General features: G+C 61.1%; 1 protein-coding gene. It reads left to right on the top strand.

All coding sequences use genetic code 11. From position 1 onward, the window contains the following. Positions 1-47: 47 nt before the first annotated feature. Positions 48-435: DUF2007 domain-containing protein (locus I6F37_RS40565; protein WP_225154455.1), on the top strand; the 388-nt coding region annotated here is incomplete at its 3' end.

Raw genomic sequence — 435 nt, 5'->3', positions numbered from 1 at the left:
CAGCAGGTGCTGTTTGGGTGCATCGACTTCCGGTATCTGGAGTAGCCATGATCACTCTCGCCACCTTCAGCAAACCTGAGGAAGCGCACCTTTTCCGCATGCGGCTAGAGGCGGCAGGCATCGCGGCGTGTGTGCAGGATGAGCACATCATTCAGATCGATTGGCTCTGGTCGAATGCCATCGGCGGCGTTCGCGTGCAGGTGGCGGATCAGGATGCCGAGGCCGCGCTCGAGTACCTGAAGGCGGACGCTCCAATGGTGAATCATGAGGGCGACGTGATCTGCCCGCACTGTGGCTCGCACCACACTGCTCCAGACGAGACGTGCCGCCGCCTGTCGTTTCTCAGCCTCTTCCTCATTCATGTGCCGCTCCCTGTTCCGCGGGACCGCTACCGATGCCAAAACTGCCACCGCGCTTTTCAGCTCACGCCAGAAG

Origin of the sequence: Bradyrhizobium sp. NBAIM08 (assembly GCF_020193935.1) — a bacterium.
GTDB lineage: Bacteria > Pseudomonadota > Alphaproteobacteria > Rhizobiales > Xanthobacteraceae > Bradyrhizobium > Bradyrhizobium yuanmingense.
Note: the sequence above shows the minus strand (reverse complement) of the source record. Positions and strands in the feature narration are given on the sequence as shown.